The 18,613-nt window shown below is 54.6% G+C and carries 19 protein-coding genes and 1 pseudogene; 3 read left to right on the plus strand and 17 right to left on the minus strand.

Annotated elements, in window-relative coordinates; translation table 11 throughout:
* From nlpD to cysD, 11 genes are all read right to left on the minus strand, one after another.
* A partial coding sequence (gene nlpD, locus AB7E14_RS06480; RefSeq protein WP_428169409.1) for a murein hydrolase activator NlpD occupies positions 1-885 on the minus strand: 885 nt, incomplete at its 3' end.
* Positions 886-1,074: 189 nt separating this feature from the next.
* Positions 1,075-1,701 (minus strand): protein-L-isoaspartate O-methyltransferase, encoded by a 627-nt coding sequence (pcm, locus tag AB7E14_RS06485; protein WP_042999543.1) that lies wholly within the window; start codon positions 1,699-1,701, stop codon positions 1,075-1,077.
* Complete coding sequence (gene surE, locus AB7E14_RS06490) at positions 1,695-2,456, minus strand: 5'/3'-nucleotidase SurE (RefSeq protein WP_042999542.1); 762 nt, start codon at positions 2,454-2,456, stop codon at positions 1,695-1,697. Before surE ends, pcm begins: the two co-directional genes overlap by 7 nt.
* Positions 2,437-3,486 carry a tRNA pseudouridine(13) synthase TruD gene (gene truD / locus AB7E14_RS06495; RefSeq protein ID WP_044268948.1) on the minus strand — a complete coding sequence of 350 codons (1,050 nt, stop codon included), beginning with the start codon at positions 3,484-3,486 and terminating at the stop codon, positions 2,437-2,439. The genes surE and truD overlap by 20 nt, the downstream gene beginning before the upstream one ends.
* A complete protein-coding gene (gene ispF / locus AB7E14_RS06500) occupies positions 3,483-3,962 on the minus strand; it encodes a 2-C-methyl-D-erythritol 2,4-cyclodiphosphate synthase (protein ID WP_042999540.1) in 480 nt (159 codons plus the stop codon). The genes truD and ispF overlap by 4 nt, the downstream gene beginning before the upstream one ends.
* Positions 3,962-4,672, minus strand: a complete 711-nt coding sequence (ispD, locus tag AB7E14_RS06505) for a 2-C-methyl-D-erythritol 4-phosphate cytidylyltransferase (RefSeq protein ID WP_044329180.1) — start codon at positions 4,670-4,672, stop codon at positions 3,962-3,964. The genes ispF and ispD overlap by 1 nt, the downstream gene beginning before the upstream one ends.
* Before the next feature lie 18 nt (positions 4,673-4,690).
* The gene (gene ftsB, locus AB7E14_RS06510; protein WP_042288707.1) at positions 4,691-5,002 is read right to left on the minus strand and encodes a cell division protein FtsB; all 312 of its coding nucleotides are present in this window, start codon (positions 5,000-5,002) and stop codon (positions 4,691-4,693) included.
* 183 nt (positions 5,003-5,185) lie between these two features.
* Positions 5,186-5,509 (minus strand): DUF3561 family protein, encoded by a 324-nt coding sequence (locus AB7E14_RS06515; protein WP_042999538.1) that lies wholly within the window; start codon positions 5,507-5,509, stop codon positions 5,186-5,188.
* 46 nt (positions 5,510-5,555) lie between these two features.
* Complete coding sequence (gene cysC / locus AB7E14_RS06520; RefSeq protein WP_058587028.1) at positions 5,556-6,161, minus strand: adenylyl-sulfate kinase; 606 nt, start codon at positions 6,159-6,161, stop codon at positions 5,556-5,558.
* Positions 6,161-7,588, minus strand: coding sequence for a sulfate adenylyltransferase subunit CysN (gene cysN / locus AB7E14_RS06525; protein ID WP_042999536.1), 1,428 nt, complete (start codon positions 7,586-7,588; stop codon positions 6,161-6,163). Before cysN ends, cysC begins: the two co-directional genes overlap by 1 nt.
* A gap of 9 nt (positions 7,589-7,597) precedes the next feature.
* Positions 7,598-8,506 carry a sulfate adenylyltransferase subunit CysD gene (gene cysD, locus AB7E14_RS06530; protein ID WP_042322572.1) on the minus strand — a complete coding sequence of 303 codons (909 nt, stop codon included), beginning with the start codon at positions 8,504-8,506 and terminating at the stop codon, positions 7,598-7,600.
* Between the two features lie 273 nt (positions 8,507-8,779).
* On the opposite strand from cysD, the gene AB7E14_RS06535 reads away from it, so the two are divergent.
* Positions 8,780-9,817, plus strand: coding sequence for an aminopeptidase (locus AB7E14_RS06535; RefSeq protein ID WP_058587029.1), 1,038 nt, complete (start codon positions 8,780-8,782; stop codon positions 9,815-9,817).
* Between the two features lie 67 nt (positions 9,818-9,884).
* Here AB7E14_RS06535 and cysH read toward each other — a convergent pair whose 3' ends face one another.
* The 3 genes from cysH to cysJ all read right to left on the minus strand — a co-directional run bounded on the left by cysH (position 9,885) and on the right by cysJ (position 14,230).
* On the minus strand, positions 9,885-10,619 hold the full coding sequence (gene cysH / locus AB7E14_RS06540; protein ID WP_316962022.1) for a phosphoadenosine phosphosulfate reductase: 735 nt from the start codon (positions 10,617-10,619) through the stop codon (positions 9,885-9,887).
* Between the two features lie 99 nt (positions 10,620-10,718).
* Positions 10,719-12,431, minus strand: coding sequence for an assimilatory sulfite reductase (NADPH) hemoprotein subunit (gene cysI / locus AB7E14_RS06545; RefSeq protein WP_058587031.1), 1,713 nt, complete (start codon positions 12,429-12,431; stop codon positions 10,719-10,721).
* A complete protein-coding gene (cysJ, locus tag AB7E14_RS06550; RefSeq protein WP_316962023.1) occupies positions 12,431-14,230 on the minus strand; it encodes an NADPH-dependent assimilatory sulfite reductase flavoprotein subunit in 1,800 nt (599 codons plus the stop codon). Before cysJ ends, cysI begins: the two co-directional genes overlap by 1 nt.
* Positions 14,231-14,534: 304 nt before the next feature.
* On the opposite strand from cysJ, the gene queD reads away from it, so the two are divergent.
* Positions 14,535-14,897 (plus strand): 6-carboxytetrahydropterin synthase QueD, encoded by a 363-nt coding sequence (gene queD, locus AB7E14_RS06555; RefSeq protein ID WP_042999531.1) that lies wholly within the window; start codon positions 14,535-14,537, stop codon positions 14,895-14,897.
* An 84-nt stretch (positions 14,898-14,981) separates the two neighbouring features.
* Here the strand turns inward: queD and queE are convergent, their stop codons facing one another.
* The 3 genes from queE to AB7E14_RS06570 form a co-directional block, all read right to left on the minus strand.
* Positions 14,982-15,653 carry a 7-carboxy-7-deazaguanine synthase QueE gene (gene queE, locus AB7E14_RS06560; RefSeq protein ID WP_042999521.1) on the minus strand — a complete coding sequence of 224 codons (672 nt, stop codon included), beginning with the start codon at positions 15,651-15,653 and terminating at the stop codon, positions 14,982-14,984.
* 71 nt (positions 15,654-15,724) lie between these two features.
* Complete coding sequence (locus AB7E14_RS06565) at positions 15,725-16,414, minus strand: N-acetylmannosamine-6-phosphate 2-epimerase (protein ID WP_316962024.1); 690 nt, start codon at positions 16,412-16,414, stop codon at positions 15,725-15,727.
* Complete coding sequence (locus AB7E14_RS06570; protein WP_428169408.1) at positions 16,411-17,970, minus strand: maltose/glucose-specific PTS transporter subunit IIC; 1,560 nt, start codon at positions 17,968-17,970, stop codon at positions 16,411-16,413. Before AB7E14_RS06570 ends, AB7E14_RS06565 begins: the two co-directional genes overlap by 4 nt.
* 165 nt (positions 17,971-18,135) lie before the next feature.
* Here AB7E14_RS06570 and AB7E14_RS06575 point away from each other — a divergent pair.
* Positions 18,136-18,555 (plus strand): annotated as a pseudogene (locus AB7E14_RS06575) (MurR/RpiR family transcriptional regulator); the annotation flags it as partial.
* Positions 18,556-18,613: the final 58 nt, after the last annotated feature.

Consider the following 18,613-nt stretch of genomic DNA (forward strand, 5'->3'; position numbering starts at 1 on the left):
GATGATAATAAGATTACCGTAACCGCGCAGTGCGTTACCAGCATAGACCACGCGCCCATCGGCGGTCGCGATAATAGCCTGTCCCTTACTGCCTGCAATGTCGATCCCTTTATTGCCCCCCTCGGAAGCCCCAAAGTTCTCGATCACTTTGCCGTCAGTCGGCCAGCGCCATGTGGAGATTGGCGAACTGGTAGACGAACTGCTTGCTGTCGATTCGGTTGCGCTAACTGCTGGAGCCGTTACAGGTGCTGTGACCACAGTCCCAGCAGGCTTGTTGTTCGGCAACATTTTGTTAGCACTTTGTTCACCTGAATCCTCAGAATACGTAATTGTCGGTTTCGACGCAACAGCGATGGCGGAATTTTGTGCAGGTCTGGTCACAACTCCTTGCTCTGCCGCGTCGGCCTGAGTTATCGCATTACCGCCGGTAATTGGCGCACCCGATGCGTTACCCACCTGCAGCGTTTGTCCGACATTCAGAGCATACGGGGCCTGAACGTTGTTGCGTTGCGCCAGGTCACGAAAATCGTTCCCGGTGATCCAGGCGATATAAAAAAGCGTATCGCCTTTTTTAACGGTGTACGTACTGCCACCGCTGTAGCTACCTTTCGGAATATTCCCATACTGGCGATTGTAGACAATACGTCCGTTTTCCATCTGCACGGGTTGCTCGGCGACGGGCTGAACATGCGTCGGTTGTGTCGTCGGACGTTGCACCGGTTGAATTTGCGGTGTCTGCGGAGCGGACGTCGTCGTCCCCATCTTCGGCGGCGGCGTAATCAGCATGCCAGAACTGGTATTCGTCGGAGCATTACCATTGACGGAACTTACCGGCGCAGGTGGATTCGATGAATTTGAACAACCCGCCAGCCATAGCGAAACCAGTGACAGTGCCGCAATGCGGCTAACGGTGAATTTTGGGCTTCCCGCGCTCATTTATCCCCCAGGAAAAATTGGTTAACAACCAGTGACGTATAATCGTGCAGACAGCAAATGGGCACTGGAAAATGTGACCACGATACGCTGACCAGTTCCAAAAACTCCAGGAAAATTCCAGGTATTCGGAACCGCTTTTTACGCGAGTTCCCCTTTAACTAAGGGAACAAAACGTACCGCCTCCACGGTGTCGATAATAAATTCGCCGCCCCGACGACGCACCCGTTTCAGAAACTGATGCTCGTCACCCACGGGCAAGACGAGAATGCCACCTTCATCCAGTTGCGTCATCAACGCGGTCGGGATTTCCGGAGGTGCTGCCGTCACAATAATAGCGTCAAATGGCGCGCGTGCCTGCCAGCCTTGCCAGCCATCACCGTGACGAGTTGAAACATTGTGTAAATCGAGTTGTTTCAGACGGCGACGCGCCTGCCATTGCAAACTTTTAATACGTTCGACGGAACAAACCTGCTGTACCAGGTGCGCCAGTATCGCCGTCTGATACCCGGAACCCGTGCCAATTTCCAGCACACGCGACTGCGGCGTCAGTTCGAGGAGTTCGGTCATTCGCGCCACCATGTACGGCTGCGAAATCGTCTGCCCCTGACCTATCGGCAACGCGATATTGTCCCAGGCTTTATGTTCAAACGCTTCATCAATAAATTTCTCACGCGGCACCGCGGCCAGGGCATTAAGCACCTGCTCATCGCGAATCCCCTGTGCGCGCAGTTGATCAAGAAGCGTTTGTACGCGTCTGCTTACCATTGCGTGCCAACTCCCACGCTCTCTAACCAGTCGGAAACCACATCATGCGCGCTGTGCGCGGTTAAATCTACATGCAACGGCGTAATGGACACGTAACCGTCGTCCACTGCCGCAAAATCGGTATCAGGCCCGGCGTCGCATTTGTCGCCCGGTGGGCCAATCCAGTACAGCGTGTTGCCGCGCGGATCTTCCTGTGGGATCACTTTGTCTGCGGGATGACGACTGCCGCAACGCGTCACGCGAATGCCTTTGATCTGCTCCAACGGTAAATCGGGCACGTTGATATTGAGGATCCGCCCGGTACGCAGCGGTTCACGCCGCAGGGCGCGTAAGATCCGACAGGTGATGGCCGCTGCGGTCTCATAATGCTGGTGCCCGTCTAACGACACGGCGAGCGCCGGAAAGCCAAGATGTCGCCCTTCCATTGCCGCCGCGACGGTGCCGGAATAGATAACGTCATCCCCCAGGTTGGGGCCGGCATTAATTCCCGAGACCACGATGTCCGGACGCGGGCGCATGAGTGCATTGACGCCCAAGTATACGCAGTCAGTGGGTGTGCCCATCTGCACGGCGATATCGCCGTTCTCGAAAGTAAACGTCCGGAGAGAGGATTCCAGCGTCAGCGAATTTGACGCACCACTGCGGTTCCGATCCGGGGCGACGACCTGTACATCAGCAAACTCCCGCAGGGCTTTCGCCAGCGTTTGTATACCGGGCGCGTGGACCCCATCATCGTTACTCAGCAATATGCGCATAATCACCCATTGTGTTGATCAGTTCCCTCACAACGCTGGTGGCGAAGCTCCCCGCCGGCAGCCAAAAACGTAACTCGACGGTGACATCATCCCACCAGTTCCAGCTTAATTGCTGCGGATAGAGCAGCATCGCTCTTCGCGACGCCTCAACTTTTTCACGCAGCAGCAGCGACTGCAACGCGGTCTCCTCGGCAATCGCGGACTGTTCGAACGCCAGCGCATCCCGCTGGGTTCCCCACTCGCCGCTGCCGGGAAGCGAAGCCGTCACCATCAGTTCTTTTTCATCGACACGATGCTGTAATTCCGCCCGTTCTTCTTGCGTGGCGACAAACCAGCTTCCGCGTCCCGCTAATTGTAGCGCATCGCCGTCAACAACTTGATTAAAGTCTGTTTTTTTCAGACGCTCGCTGACAATTTGATTAAACAACGCACTGCGGGCCGCCGACAACCAAAAACTGCGTTTATTGCGATCCCTGACCGGTGCATCGCTTTGCGCCCAGCGCAGCGCACCTTGCAGATTGCTGCCGCCGATACCAAAACGCTGAGCGCCGAAATAGTTCGGTACGCCGCCAGCGTTTATCGCTTGCAGACGGGATTCCACTTCATCACGATGACTGATTTCCCGTAGCACCAGCGTGAACGCATTGCCTTTCAGCGCGCCTAAACGTAGCTTGCGTTTGTGACGCGCATATTCCAGCACCTTGCAACCTTCAAGCTGGAAAGCGCTCAGGTCGGGCATCTCTTTGCCTGGTACGCGCGCGCACAGCCACTGTTCGGTGACCGCATGCTTATCCTTTTGCCCGGCAAAACTCACTTCACGGGCATGAATTTTCAGAAACTTCGCCAGCGCGTCAGCCACAAAACGGGTGTTGCAGCCGTTTTTAAGAATACGCACCAGAATGTGTTCACCTTCGCCATCGGGTTCGAAACCTAAATCTTCGACCACCACAAAATCTTCCGGACTGGCTTTCAGCAGACCGAAGCCTTGCGGCTTACCGTGGAGATACGTGAGATTTTCAAACTCTGTCATTTCGCGGCCTTAATGAGTAACGCCACCGCTTCGCAGGCAATCCCTTCCCCACGCCCGGTAAAACCGAGTTTTTCCGTGGTGGTGGCCTTCACGTTCACATCATCCATGTGACAACCGAGGTCTTCAGCAATAAACACACGCATTTGTGGGATGTGCGGCAGCATCTTCGGCGCCTGAGCAATAATGGTCACATCGACGTTGCCCAGGGTGTATCCTTTTGCCTGGATCCGACGCCAGGCTTCACGCAACAGCTCACGGCTGTCTGCGCCTTTAAACGCCGGATCGGTATCCGGAAACAGCTTGCCAATGTCACCCAGTGCCGCCGCGCCAAGCAGCGCGTCGGTGAGCGCATGCAGCGCGACATCGCCATCAGAATGCGCCAGCAGCCCCTTTTCATAGGGAATACGCACACCACCAACGATAATGGGGCCTTCCCCGCCAAAGGCGTGTACGTCAAAACCGTGTCCGATTCGCATTATGCTTTCTCCTGGTGAATTATTTGGGTCAGGTAAAATTCAGCCAGCGCTAAATCTTCCGGACGGGTTACTTTGATATTATCAGCCCGTCCTTCAACAAGCTGTGGATGGAAGCCGCAATATTCCAGCGCCGAGGCTTCATCGGTGATCGTCGCCCCTTCATTCAGTGCGCGTGTCAGGCAGTCATGCAGCAGCTCGCGAGGGAAAAATTGCGGCGTCAGCGCGTGCCATAAATCGTTACGTTCGACCGTATGGGCGATGGCGGTTTTGCCCGGCTCTGCGCGTTTCATCGTGTCGCGCACCGGTGCGGCAAGGATCCCGCCAGTACGACTGGTTTCGCTAAGCGCCAGCAGACGTGCTAAATCATCCTGATGTAAGCAGGGACGCGCCGCATCATGCACCAGCACCCATTCGGCGTCTCCGGCGGCCTGCAATCCGGCCAGCACAGAGTCTGCACGTTCATTTCCCCCGTCCACGACGGTAATTTGCGGATGCTGCGCCAGAGGGAGCTGGGCAAAGCGGCTGTCGCCAGGGCTTATCGCGATGATCACGCGGGTCACCCGGGGATGCGCCAGCAGCGCAAAGACCGAGTGTTCGAGAATGGTTTTATTGCCGATCGAGAGATATTGCTTCGGACATTCCGTTTGCATACGGCGGCCAAATCCGGCCGCCGGCACCACGGCGCAAACATCCAATAAAGTGGCTGCCATGTGATTTCCTGGGCTGGTTTAACGAGTATTTTGCCCCGCAGTTTGCGCGCGTTTAGACGCGTCGGGCACCAGGCGATAAAACGTTTCGCCCGGCTTAGTCATGCTGAGTTCGTTGCGTGCACGCTCCTCGATAGCCTCCTGACCGCCATTGAGATCGTCAATTTCGGCAAACAGCTGATCGTTACGTGCTTTAAGTTTGGCGTTCGTCGCCTGCTGCGCCGCCACGTCATCATTGACGCGACTGTAATCATGTATGCCGTTCTTACCGAACCACAGTGAATACTGTAGCCAGACCAGTAAAGCCAGCAACAGCAGCGTTAGTTTACCCATCCTGCCCCCTGAAAAACGGCATCATCCTCCCATACTTCCGCAAACAACACGACGTTTGCAGACGGGAAAGCCGCAACAACGCGGGCAAATGTACCACAATTGCCCTTTATAACGTATACCCAGAACCCTGAGAACATCATCTCATTGTTAGTTACGGTTTGAATTATGGACAGCCGTCGCGCTTTAGCCCAGCAACCACATAAACAGTGCGCCGAACATTGCGCAAACGGTCAGCAGCGTTGCAACAATGCTGTAGCGCAATTTGCCGTTGAGCAGGGAATGCAGCGCGATACCCACAACCACCGCAACGGGCATCAACGCCAGGAAGAAAGGCCAGGTGTAGATGAAGAAAAACAACGTGTTAGGGCCATACACCAGAAAGGGGATCCCCAACGCCAGCAGCCATGACGCGAAACCCACCACCGCGCCCGGTAGCGACCAGGTGGTTTCGTCATCTGTAGCAAACGCGTCTGTCGTTGTGAGTGTGATGTTCTGGCTATTACGCATAGTGAATCCTGTAACCTTGACTGACCGTACACAGCGGTCAGGTGTCTCAGGATCTGATAATATCGCTCTGTCTGAGCAGGTCTAATAATTGGGCGACCAAATTTGTTACTAATTGTTCGCCATTGAGATGAACCTCTGGCGATTCAGGCGCTTCGTAAACGGAATCAATTCCGGTGAAGTTGCGCAATTCGCCAGCCCGCGCTTTTTTGTATAATCCTTTTGGATCGCGGACTTCACAGATTTCCAGTGGCGTATCCACGAACACTTCAATAAAGCGCCCCTCACCGACGCGTTCGCGCACCATTTGCCGCTCTGCACGGTGCGGAGAAATAAACGCCGTCAGTACCACCAATCCCGCATCCACCATCAGGTTTGCGACTTCGCCCACGCGACGGATGTTCTCTTTTCGGTCGGCATCACTGAACCCCAGATCGCTGCACAGGCCGTGGCGAACGTTATCGCCATCCAGCAAATAGGTACTGACGCCCAGTTGATGCAGCGCCTCTTCCAGCGCCCCGGCGACGGTCGACTTACCGGACCCGGACAGCCCGGTAAACCACAGCACAACACCACGATGACCGTGGTGTTGCTCACGCTGTTGCGGCGTGACGGGATGAGCATGCCAGACGACGTTTTCGTCATGCAGCGCCATTATTTTCCTCCCAGCAGATCGCGAGCACCCCAGTGCGGGAAGTGACGACGTACCAGCGCATTCAGTTCCAGCTCAAAGGCGCTGAATTCTGATGGCGTAGCGGTCTCCTGCACAATCGGTTCGCGGACCATACCGGCACCGACGGTGACATTGCTCAGACGATCGATAAAGATCAGCCCGCCGGTCACCGGGTTTTGCTGATAGGTATCCAGCACCAGCGGCTCATCAAAGGTCAGATTCACCAGGCCAATACCGTTCAGCGGCAGAGTGTCTACCTCACGCTGCGTCAGATTGTTTATATCTACCTGATACTGAACATGATCAACGCGCGCACGGGTCTTTTTACCAGCGATTTTGATTTCGTAACTCTGCCCCGGTGCCAGTGGCTGTTCCGCCATCCAGACGACGTCAACGGCGGCGCTCTGTACGGCAGGTAAACTCTCCTCCGCCGCCAGCAGCAGATCGCCACGGCTGATATCAATCTCGTCTTTCAGGACGAGGGTAATGGCTTCCCCGGCAAAGGCTTCGTCCAGATCGCCATCAAAGGTGACGATCCGCGCCACGCTGGATTCCACACCGGACGGCAGCACTTTCACGCGCTGCCCTACCTTGACGCGCCCGGAAGCCAGCGTGCCGGAATAACCGCGGAAATCGAGGTTTGGACGGTTTACGTACTGCACCGGGAAGCGCATTGGCTGACTGTCGACCACGCGCTGGATCTCAACCGTCTCCAGCACTTCAAGTAAGGTCGGGCCGCTGTACCACGGCATGCTGACGCTCTGGGAGGCGACGTTGTCACCCTCCAGCGCGGAGAGCGGGACAAAGCGGATATCCAGATTCCCCGGCAACTGTTCGGCAAAGGTCAGATAATCTTCACGAATACGCGCAAAGGTTTCTTCGCTGTAATCGACCAGATCCATTTTGTTGATCGCCACCACCAGGTGTTTGATCCCCAGCAGTGTAGAAATAAAGCTGTGACGACGCGTCTGATCCAGCACGCCTTTACGGGCGTCGATCAGCAGGATCGCCAGATCGCAGGTAGACGCGCCGGTCGCCATATTGCGGGTGTATTGCTCATGCCCAGGGGTATCGGCAATGATAAATTTGCGCTTCTCAGTGGAGAAATAACGATACGCCACGTCGATGGTAATCCCCTGCTCACGCTCGGCCTGCAGCCCATCCACCAGCAACGCCAGATCCAGTTTTTCACCCTGCGTACCGTGACGTTTGCTGTCGTTATGCAACGATGAAAGCTGATCCTCATAAATCTGCCGCGTGTCGTGCAACAGGCGACCGATCAGGGTGCTTTTGCCGTCATCCACGCTACCGCAGGTTAAAAAACGCAGCAGACTTTTATGTTGTTGGGCAACCATCCAGGCTTCGACGCCGCCTTCATTAGCGATTTGTTGGGCAAGTGTGGTGTTCATGGCGGCTCCTTAGAAATACCCCTGACGTTTCTTCAGCTCCATAGAGCCCGCCTGGTCGCGGTCAATCACGCGGCCCTGACGTTCACTGGTGGTCGAGACCAGCATCTCTTCAATAATTTCCGGCAGCGTTTGTGCGTTTGACTCGACGGCGCCGGTCAGCGGCCAGCAGCCGAGGGTACGGAAACGCACCATCCGTTTTTTGATCATTTCGCCAGGCTGCAGGTCGATGCGATCGTCATCAATCATCATCAACATGCCGTCGCGCTCCAGCACCGGGCGCTCCGCCGCCAGATACAGCGGGACGATCTCGATGTTTTCCAGCCAGATGTACTGCCAGATATCCTGTTCCGTCCAGTTGGACAGCGGGAAGACGCGAATACTTTCGCCTTTGTTAATCTGCCCGTTGTAGTTGTGCCACAGTTCAGGACGCTGGTTTTTCGGGTCCCAGCGATGAAAGCGGTCGCGGAAGGAGTAAATGCGCTCTTTCGCCCGCGATTTTTCTTCATCGCGGCGCGCACCGCCAAAGGCGGCATCAAAACCGTATTTGTTCAGCGCCTGCTTCAACCCTTCGGTTTTCATAATGTCAGTGTGTTTGGCGCTGCCGTGGACAAAGGGATTGATACCCATCGCCACACCTTCCGGATTTTTATGTACCAGCAGCTCGCAGCCGTACGCTTTGGCAGTACGATCGCGGAATTCATACATCTCGCGGAACTTCCAGCCGGTATCGACATGCAGCAGCGGGAACGGCAGCGATCCCGGGTAGAACGCCTTACGGGCAAGATGCAGCATGACGCTGGAATCTTTACCGATGGAGTACAGCATCACCGGGTTCGAAAATTCTGCTGCCACCTCGCGAATGATGTGGATGCTTTCGGCCTCCAGCTGTCGCAGGTGGGTGAGTCGTTTTTGGTCCATAACCGTTCCTTTACAATACCGCGAATGTCGAGCGCGTCAGATAACCCGACTATAGGGAGCGCAAGAGAACGAATGAAATTACGAATTGGAATGAGTAGTTCCTCAAAGGAATAACGATCTGGCAAAGCAAATATCAAAAAGTGCTTAACCCACCGGAATTCGGGCATTTAAGAGCAAATGAAATTGTTTTAGCGAAGTCACCGTTTCATACTAGATGGGTTGAAATTTTTGCTTTGTATTCAGGGCTCCCCCGCTGGCTATTAAGGATTCACTATGTTTTCCGCAACGCGCCGTCTTTCCGCCCTCCTGGCGCTCGGCGTATGCTTTATTGTCCCCGCTCAGGCGTCATCGCCAAAACCGGGCGAATTTGCAACAATGCAGACCCGTCATATTGCGACCGTTTTCCCGGGAAGGATGACCGGCTCGCCGGCAGAAATGTTATCTGCCGACTATTTACGCCAGCAGTTTGAGCAGATGGGCTATCGCAGTGATATCCGCACGTTCAACAGTCGCTATATTTATACCGCCAAAAATAACCGCAAAAACTGGCATAACGTCACCGGCAGTACCGTTATTGCCGCCCACGAAGGCAAAGCCCCGCAGCAGATTATTATCATGGCGCACCTGGATACCTACGCGCCGCAAAGTGATGCCGACACTGACGCGAATCTTGGCGGGCTCACTCTGCAAGGGGTGGATGACAACGCCGCTGGTCTGGGCGTTATGCTCGAACTGGCAGAACGCCTGAAAGATGTGCCGACGGAATACGGTATTCGCTTTATTGCCACCAGCGGCGAGGAAGAGGGAAAACTGGGGGCTGAAAACCTGCTGAAGCGCATGAGCGCGGCGGAGAAGAAAAACACGCTGCTGGTGATAAATCTCGATAACCTGATCGTCGGCGACAAACTGTATTTTAATAGCGGGCAGAGCACGCCGGAAGCGGTGCGTAAATTAACCCGCGACCGGGCATTAGCGATTGCGCGTCATCATGGCATTACCGCCACCACTAATCCAGGCCTGAATAAGGACTATCCCAAAGGCACCGGTTGCTGCAATGACGCAGAGGTTTTCGATAAAGCGGGAATTTCGGTGCTATCCGTTGAGGCAACGAACTGGAATCTTGGCAAGAAAGATGGTTACCAACAGCGCGCCAAAACCGCCTCTTTCCCGGCGGGAAATAGCTGGCACGATGTACGTCTGGATAATCAACAGCACATTGATAAAGCCCTGCCCGGACGCATTGAACATCGCAACCGCGACGTAATGCGCATTATGCTGCCGCTCGTAAAAGAATTAGCGAAAGCGAGCTAATCATTAGGCCGGATAAGGCAATGCCCTTATCTGGCCATACTCTCAGACTGCCGGAGGGTGGTTTGTTTCACCCTTCGTGCAATCCGCACTCACGCTTCAGGCCAAAGAAGCGGGTCTCTTCTTCTGCCATGCCGGGTTCCCATTTCCGCGTGGTGTGCGTATCGCCGACGGAAAGATAGCCCTGATCCCACAGCGGATGGTATTTCAGCCCGTGCTTTTGCAGGTATTGATAAACCGTGCGGTTATCCCAGTCGATAATCGGCAGCACTTTAAAGACCCCACGCTGGATAGCCAGCACGGGCAGATGCGCACGGCTGCCGGACTGTTCGCGCCGCAGTCCTGCAAACCAGGTTTGCGCGTTCAGTTCCTGCAACGCCCGGTTCATCGGTTCGACTTTGTTGATCTCATTGTATTTCTCAATGCCTTCAACGCCCTGCTCCCACAGCTTACCGTAGCGCGCTTCCTGCCAGGCGGGGCTTTCATTCGCCCGGTAGACCTTCAGGTTCAACCTGAGTTTGTCCGTTAACTCATCAATAAACTGGTAAGTTTCCGGGAACAGATAGCCGGTATCGGTCAGGATCACCGGGATATCCGGGCGGATCTGATTGACCAGATGCAGGCTGACTGCCGCCTGAATCCCAAAGCTTGATGAGAGGATGTATTCGCCAGGCAAATTATCCAGCGCCCACGCCACACGCTCCTCAGCGTCACGTTTTTCCAGTTGGCTGTTGGTTTCAGCCAGCGCCATCACGCGCTCTACCTTCGGCAATGCATTAAGCGCGTTTAGATCGAGTACGGACATAAGAACCTCGTTTGCCTGTTTTGCCGGGTGGCACTGCGTTTGCCCGGCCTACAAAACCCGTAGGCCCGGTAAGCGCAGCGCCACCGGGCAAAGGATGGGTTATTCCCAGAAATCCCGTGCGGGATCGAGCACCGGGCGAATAATGCCCGCACGCACCGTAAAGTCGCCGAAGCCTTCACCCGCTTCGCGCTCTTTCGCCCAGCGCCCAATCAGTTCGTCCAGCGAGTCGAGTATTTCTGGTTCGGTGATATTCTCTTTAAACATCCGCGGGATACGCGTGCCGATTCGGTTACCGCCGAGATGCAGGTTATAGCGGCCAGGCGCTTTCCCGACCAGACCGACTTCCGCCAGCATCGCGCGACCGCAGCCGTTCGGGCAGCCTGTTACACGCATAACGATGTGTTCATCGCTCACGTTATGCTTCGCCATCAGACCATCAATCTTGTCGATAAACGTCGGCAGGAAACGTTCGGCCTCCGCCATCGCCAGCGGACAGGTCGGGAACGACACGCAGGCCATGGAGTTTTCACGCTGTGGCGTCACGGTGTTCATCAGACCGCTCTCTTGCGCGATCTTCTCTATCTTCGCTTTCTGGCTTTCCGGTACGCCAGCGATGATCAGATTCTGATTCGCAGTAATACGGAACTCGCCTTTATGGATTTTCGAAATCTCCAGCAGACCCGTTTTCAGCGGACGTCCCGGATAATCGAGAATACGGCCATTTTCGATAAACAGCGTCAGATGCCATTTATTGTCGATGCCTTTCACCCAGCCAATCCGATCGCCGCGCCCGGTGAATTCATACGGACGAATCGGCTCAAATTTAATGCCTGCACGACGTTCCACTTCCGCTTTGAACGTCTCAACCCCTACGCGTTCCAGCGTGTATTTGGTTTTCGCATTTTTACGATCGGTACGGTTTCCCCAGTCGCGCTGGGTGGTGACCACCGCCTCCGCCACGGCCAGCGTGTGCTCGAGCGGCAGATAGCCAAATTCGCTGGCCGTACGGGCATAGGTTTTCTTGTTACCGTGCTCGATAGAAAGACCGCCACCCACCAGCAGGTTAAAGCCAATCAGCTTGCCGTTTTCGGCAATCGCCACGAAGTTCATGTCGTTGGCGTGCAGATCGATGTCGTTCTGCGGTGGGATCACGACCGTGGTTTTAAACTTACGCGGCAGATAAGTCTGACCGAGGATCGGCTCCTCGTCCGTGGTCGCGACTTTTTCCTGATCGAGCCAAATCTCCGCATAAGCGCGCGTGCGCGGCAGCAGGTGCTCGGAGATCTTCTTTGCCCACTCGTAGGCTTCGGCATGCAGCTCGGACTCATACGGGTTCGAGGTGCACAGCACGTTACGGTTCATATCATTGGCTGTCGCCAGCGCGTCCAACCCCACGGAGTGCAGCATCTGGTGCACCGGCTTCACGTTCTTCTTCAGAATCCCGTGAAACTGAAACGTCTGGCGGTTGGTCAGGCGAATACTGCCGTAAAGGGTGTTGTCATGGGCAAACTTATCAATCGCCTGCCACTGTTTGGTGGTGATAACGCCCCCCGGCAGACGACAGCGAAGTAACATCGCGTGACGCGGCTCCAGCTTCTGCTCTGCACGCTCGGCACGGATATCACGGTCATCCTGCTGGTACATCCCGTGAAAACGGATCAGCAGGAAGTTGTCACCTTTAAAACCGCCGGTGAGACCGTCATTTAAATCTTCAGCAATGGTGCCGCGCAGATAGTTGCTTTCCAGCTTCATACGCTCGGCGTCGGTCAGTTTACCTTCGACCACCAGGGGCCCTGGATGTTTTTCGCTCATTAGTAGACATCTCGCTGATAACGGCGCTCAACGCGCAGCTCACTTAAAAATTCATCCGCTGATTCCGCGTCCATCGCGCCGAATTCAGCAATCACGTCCAGCAATGCCTGCTCAACGTCCTTCGCCATGCGATTGGCGTCGCCGCAGACATAAACGTGGGCACCGTCATTGATCCAGCGCCACAGTTCTGCGCCCTGTTCGCGCAGTTTGTCTTGTACGTAGACTTTTTCTTTTTGGTCTCGTGACCAGGCCAGATCGATGCGGCTCAGTACGCCTTCTTTGACGTAACGCTGCCATTCCACCTGATAGAGGAAATCTTCGGTAAAGTGCGGGTTGCCAAAGAACAGCCAGTTCTTGCCTGATGCTCCCTCGGCAGCGCGCTGCTGCATGAAAGCGCGGAACGGCGCGATGCCTGTCCCCGGACCAATCATGATCACCGGGGTTTCAGGATTCGTCGGCAGACGGAAGTTATCGTTATGTTCGATGAACACACGCACTTCGCCATCTTCTTCGACGCGATCGGCGAGGAAGCTGGATGCGCCACCGGCACGCGCGCGGCCTTCCACTTCATAACGCACCGCCCCCACGGTGATGTGCACTTCGCTCTCCACTTCGGCCTGTGAAGACGCAATGGAGTACAGACGCGGCGTTAACGGACGCAACAGATCGACTAACGCTTGTGCATCCAGTTGTGCGGGCGAGAAGCGCAGCATATCGACAACAGGCGTCGTGGTGGCGTAATGCTGCAACTGTGCCTTATCGCCGACCAGCGGCAACAACGATTCACTGCGCGTTAAGGTGGCATAGTTTTCAACGATATTGGCGGTATTTACGGTCAGTTCAACATGCCACTGTAGCGCTTCGGACAGCGGGAGAGATTTGCCATTGACCGTAACGGGCTCATCGCCTTTCAGCCAGACCAGTTCTACGATTTCTTTCACCAGCGCCGGATCGTTTTGATACCAGACACCCAGCGCATCGCCAGGCTGGTAGCGCAGACCCGAATCACCGAGATCGATTTCAATATGGCGAACATCTTTCTCTGAATCGCGTCCGGTGATTTTTTGATTCACGGACAACGTGGCGCTCAGCGGCGCTTCTTTGGTATACGGGCTGGTGTGGATCTCATTTACCGCTCCGCTGGCAACCGCCTGAGCCGGTGTCGCAACCGGCGCTCGTGATTTCAACACCTCAACCACACGAGCACGCCATTCGGCGGCGGCGGCCTGGTATTCCACATCGGCGTCAACGCGATCCAACAAACGCTCACCGCCGAGTTCCGCCAGCTTGCTGTCAAAATCTTTGCCCGACTGGCAGAAAAATTCATATGACGTGTCACCCAGACCAAAAATGGCAAAGGCGGTGTTTTCGAGCTTGGGCGCTTTTTTAGAGAACAGGAACTTATGCAGCGCGACCGCTTCTTCCGGGGGTTCGCCTTCTCCCTGCGTAGACGTGACGATAACCAGCAACTTTTCATTGGCGATTTGTTTGAATTTGTAGTCGCCTGCGTTAACCAGCGTGACGCTGAGTTTTGCTGCCAACAGATCATCACGCAGCGCTTCCGCCACACGACGCGCATTGCCCGTTTGTGATGCAGAGATTAGCGTGATGCCCGGCATTTCCGCCACGGGAGCGGGTGTTGCAACGGCTGCGCCAGGTTGCTGATTCAGCGTACCCCAGAAATAGCCAGAAACCCATGCAAGCTGCGTGGGCGTAAGATCGGTGGTGGCCGCCTGGAGGCGTGCCAGCTGCTCCGGGTTCAGCGGAAGCAAAGCGGAAGGTGGGGCCTGTGTCGTCATGCGTCGTTATGTTCCAGTAAGCAAAGCGGATTTAAGCAATAAAACCCAAACTGAAGATAAGGGTAACGGCGGTGATAGTAACAATTAAAGAAGGGATGGAAATAACAAATAACCAAATGAACTAACCTGTTTTAGCTATAGTTATTAACGACAAAAACGATTAAATAACCACATGATATATAAATGATTATTTAATATTTGCCATCTATATGTGGCATTCTGCTGCTCAGCGCCCTTTTAACTAATGCTAAAAATTGTACTTTACGGTACCCTACGGCGTTTTTTGCATTCTTGAGAGTCAATAATGTCCACCACCTTGTTTAAAGATTTCACCTTCGAAGCCGCTCACCGCCTGCCACACGTACCGGAAGGGCATAAATGTGGCCGCCTGCATGGTCACTCATTTATGGTGCGTCTTGAAATTACCGGTGAAGTCTGCCCGCATACCGGTTGGATCATGGATTTTGCCGAGTTAAAAGCCGCATTTAAGCCGACGTATGACAGGCTTGATCATTACTACCTGAACGATATTCCCGGTCTGGAAAACCCGACCAGCGAAGTACTGGCGAAATGGATTTGGGATCAGGTCAAACCGGTAGTTCCTCTGCTGAGCGCGGTGATGGTGAAAGAGACCTGTACGGCGGGCTGTGTCTATCGCGGCGAGTGAGTATTTCGTCTTGCCGGATAGCGACGTAACGCCTCTTATCCGGTTAACAGAAAAGCCCGGTAAGCTAACGCACCGGGCTTTTTATCAGGCAATATTCAGATACTTGTGCGTCTGCATCGACAGGCGCCAGTTGCGCGCGATACAGGTATCAATGCACAGGCGTGTGGCATCCTCTTTCTGGCTGATAGGTTGCAGCGCAATCACCCGCGGTTTGTCGTCGCTCAGCGTGGCGAGCAGTTCGTCCAGCGCTTCAATGTCACGCACGCGCCCGACCGGATGTTTAATCTCATTCGCGCGTTCCAGCGCCTGAGACAGAACGTCATAACCACCGCGCATGTTCACCTTCGGAGACACGGTCACCCAGGTATTTGGCGTGCAGCGCACTTCGTGTGTACCGCTGGTTTCTATCTGGCAGCTAAAACCGTTCTTTTCCAGCAAATCTGTGAGGGGCATCAGGTCATGAATACACGGTTCACCGCCGGTGATCACCACATGACGCGCGGTGTAGCCTTGTCGGCCAATCACCGCCAGCAGATCTTCACTGCTTGCCGCGCCCCATTTATCACTCTCTTTGGTTTTCGCCAGGATGCTGTACAGGGAGACTTCCCGATCCTCAAGCTTATCCCAGGTGTGTTTGGTATCGCACCAGGCACAGCCAACCGGGCATCCCTGTAAACGAATAAAAATGGCGGGGACGCCGGTAAAGTAACCCTCACCTTGCAGGGTCTGGAACATCTCGTTAATCGGGTACTGCATAGCGCTCTCAATATGGGGATAAACGATAATTATCGCAGATCCCCACCAAAGTATCATGCCCCATCGGTGCTTTACGAGGCGATCGCCGCGATAAAGCGTGCCGTTATCTGTTGCGGACGAGTGATTGCCCCGCCAACCACCACGGTGTGAGCGCCTAATGCCAGGCAGCGTGCGGCGCGTTCCGGGGTATCGACGTTCCCTTCCGCCACAACCGGAACGCTGACCGCAGCCAACACTTCACGTAAGAATCCGCAGTCATTTTCCACCAGCACATGCCCGGCGGTTTCTGCGGTATAGCCGTAAAGCGTAGTGCCCACACAGTCAAAACCCAGACGCTCGGCTGTCACCGCCTCGTCTACGGTGGCTATATCCGCCATCAGTAGTACGGACGGGTAGCGAGCACGGATCTGCGTGACCAACTCTTCCAGCGTCTGCCCACCGGGGCGCGACCGCGCAGTGGCATCCAGAGCAATAATTTCCGGCTCAACGGTCATCAGCTCATCCACTTCCTGGAGAGTGGCCGTGATAAATACCTCACTGCCAGGGTAATCGCGTTTGATAATCCCAATCACCGGCAGGGAGACGCACTCTTTGATAGCACGAATGTCCACCACGCTGTTCGCACGGATACCTGCCGCACCGCCTTGTGCTGCCGCCAGCGCCATACGAGACATAATAAACGGACTGTGTAGAGGCTCATTTTCCAGCGCCTGACAGGAGACGATTAATTTACCTTTCAGGGGATCCAGTACAGTTTTCATGACGATAACATCTCTTCGACTTCGTTTTTAATGATGGTGACATGCGGGCCATAAATCACCTGAACACCGTTGCCGCGAATAATCACGCCACGGGCTCCGGTCGCTTTCAGCGCCGCTTCATCTACTTTGCTGCTCTCTTTCACCGTCACGCGTAAGCGCGTGGCGCAACAGTCCACCTCTTCCAAATTCTCTTTGCCTCCCAGCCCAGCGATGACTGCCACTGCGCGTTCACTTTGAAACAAGCCGGATTCAACCGGGGCTGCGTTTTCACGGCCCGGCGTCAGCCAGCCAAAGCGGGTGATCAAATAGCGGAAAGTGAAGTAGTAGAGGAAGAACCACGGTATTCCCACCATGGGGACATACATCCAGTTGGTTTTAGCTTCTCCCTGTAACACGCCGAAGAGGAGGAAATCGATAAGCCCACCTGAAAAGGTTTGCCCAATCGTGATATGTAAAATATGGGCGATCATAAACGCCAGACCATCGAAGAAGGCGTGAATGACATATAACACAGGCGCGACAAACAGGAAGGAGAACTCAATAGGCTCAGTGATTCCCGTCAGGAAAGAGGTCAGGGCGGCCGACAGAAGCAGTCCGGCGACAACCTTTCTGTTCTCCGGCTTTGCGGTGTGGTACATCGCCAGACATGCGCCAAGCAGACCAAACATCATGGTGATAAAGCGACCGGACATAAAGCGCGCGGTACCCGCATAGAACTGCTGCGTATTCGGATCGGCAAGTTGGGCAAAGAAAATCCGCTGCGTACCTTCCACCAACTGGCCGTTGACGATTTCGCTGCCGCCCAGCGCCGTCGTCCAGAACGGCAAATAAAAGATATGGTGTAAACCCAGTGGGCCAAGCATACGCAGGATGAAGCCGTACAATAGCGTCCCCAGATAGCCCGTCGCATCCACCAGACCGCCCAGTCCAAAAATGAGTTTCTGGAAATGCGGCCACACCACCGTCATAACCGCACCCACTACAATCGCGGCAAGGGAGCTGATAATCGGTACAAAACGCGAACCGCTAAAAAAACCGAGGAACTGAGGTAGTGAGACTTTATTGAAACGGCTATGCAACGCGCAGGTGACAAGACCCATCACCACACCACCAAACACGCCCGTTTCCAGCGTCTGAATACCAAGCGTCATCCCCTGGCCAACAGCACCGGGGTTCTCTTGCGCCAGCGTTCCGTTGAGCGTTAATAAGGCGTTGATGGTGGCGTTCATCACCAGAAATGCCAGCAATGCCGCAAGCCCGGCAGTGCCTTTATCTGTTTTCGCCAGCCCCACGGCGACACCGACCGCAAAGAGTACCGACAGATTGGCAAACACAATGGAACCTGCGCTGGTCATGATCGTGAAGATGGCCTGCAGCCAGTCGACATCTAAAAACGGATAAGCCGTCAATGTGTTTGGATTGGACAACGCGCCACCAATCCCTAACAACAGCCCTGCTGCGGGCAATACCGCAATCGGCAGCATGAAGGATTTGCCAAACCGCTGCGCTATTTCAAACCATCCTCCGGATGAGGCGCCGCTAAACATTTGCATCATTTTTTCATCTCCTCGATTGTTGATGAAAATTTTTACCATATTAATTTTTATAAATGAAAATTATCATCAAAATCCAGGAAGCCGATCATACTTTTTTAAAATGTCTGGCATCTCTCCCCTGCTTTCCGCCACACTATCAACAGATAAACGCATTAAGGATTTTGCATGTCTGAAAATGAAAACCTGCTGCTGAGATTGCGGCAGAGCGTTGATGGATACAGCCGAACACAACAGAAGCTAGGCGAGTTTGTACTCAGCGATCCGGCAAAAGTGGTCTAACTGACGATTACCGAACAGGCGCGTGAAAGCGGCACCAGCGAGGCTAGCGTCACACGTCTGTGTCGAACGCTAGGGTGTAAGGGCTATAACGAATTCAAAATGGCGCTGGCACTCGATCTCCGACAAGGACAGTCTGTCGAGCACAGCGGCGATGAGATTGACAATGTGGTCAATGAATCCGTCCAGGCGCTGCAGGTCACTGCTAAATTACTCGACAGGACCTTACTGGAAGCCGCCGCGCTTGCACTGCATCAGGCTCAGTCAGTGCAGATTTATGGCGTAGCAGCCAGTGCCATTCTGGGGGAGTAGTTACAGTACTAACTCCTGCGTCTGGGTTAACGCGCTCGATGGTTCAGCGATTTGG

This window comes from Citrobacter sp. (assembly GCF_050252275.1).
In the GTDB taxonomy this organism is placed as follows: domain Bacteria; phylum Pseudomonadota; class Gammaproteobacteria; order Enterobacterales; family Enterobacteriaceae; genus Citrobacter_A; species Citrobacter_A amalonaticus.